The sequence below is a fragment of the Vibrio sp. Vb0667 genome (assembly GCF_033391095.1).
Genome location: NZ_JAWPOL010000272.1, coordinates 1 through 1,198, shown reverse-complemented (window position 1 = coordinate 1,198; position 1,198 = coordinate 1). Strand labels below are relative to the sequence as shown.

Below are 1,198 nucleotides of genomic sequence, written 5' to 3'. Positions count from 1 at the left end.
TAATTCGCTATGAATTAGTCGAAGATCTTAGCAACAACACCAGCACCTACTGTACGGCCACCTTCACGGATCGCGAAACGTAGACCTTCGTCCATTGCGATTGGTGCGATTAGCTCTACAGTCATCTGTACGTTGTCGCCTGGCATTACCATTTCTACGCCGTCTGGTAGCTGGATGTCACCAGTTACGTCAGTTGTACGGAAGTAGAACTGTGGACGGTAGCCTTTGAAGAATGGAGTGTGACGACCACCTTCATCTTTAGACAGTACGTATACTTCTGATTCGAACTTAGTGTGTGGAGTGATTGAACCAGGCTTAGCTAGTACTTGACCACGCTCAACTTCGTCACGCTTAGTACCACGTAGAAGTGCACCAACGTTCTCACCTGCACGGCCTTCGTCTAGAAGCTTACGGAACATCTCAACACCAGTACATGTAGTTGTAGTAGTGTCTTTGATACCTACGATAGCAACTTCGTCACCTACAGTTAGGATACCACGCTCGATACGGCCAGTTACTACTGTACCACGACCTTGGATTGAGAATACGTCTTCGATAGGCATTAGGAATGGCTGATCTACCGCACGCTCTGGCTCAGGGATGTAAGTATCTAGAGCTTCTGCTAGTTCAACGATTTTCGCTTCCCACTGCTCTTCGCCGTTTAGTGCGCCTAGTGCAGAACCTTGGATAACTGGTAGGTCATCACCTGGGAAATCGTATTCAGATAGAAGTTCACGAACTTCCATTTCTACTAGTTCTAGTAGCTCTTCATCGTCAACCATGTCACATTTGTTCATGAATACGATGATGTATGGGATACCAACCTGACGGCCTAGTAGGATGTGCTCACGAGTTTGTGGCATTGGGCCATCTGTCGCAGCAACAACTAGGATACCACCGTCCATCTGTGCAGCACCAGTGATCATGTTTTTAACATAGTCAGCGTGTCCTGGACAGTCAACGTGTGCGTAGTGGCGTGATGGAGTGTCGTACTCAACGTGAGAAGTTGCGATTGTGATACCGCGCTCACGCTCTTCTGGAGCGTTATCGATAGATGCGAAGTCTTTAGCTACACCGCCGTAAACTTTAGCAAGAGTAGTACAGATAGCTGCAGTTAGAGTTGTTTTACCGTGGTCAACGTGGCCGATAGTACCAACGTTAACGTGCGGTTTCGTACGTTCAAATTTTTCTTTAGACA

Annotated in this window: 1 protein-coding gene; it reads right to left on the bottom strand. The window is 47.3% G+C overall.

All coding sequences use genetic code 11. The features are described from left to right. Window positions 1-14: 14 nt before the first annotated feature. Window positions 15-1,198, bottom strand: a 1,184-nt coding sequence (tuf, locus tag R8269_RS25205) for an elongation factor Tu (RefSeq protein ID WP_017822038.1), incomplete at its 5' end; no start/stop codon positions are given.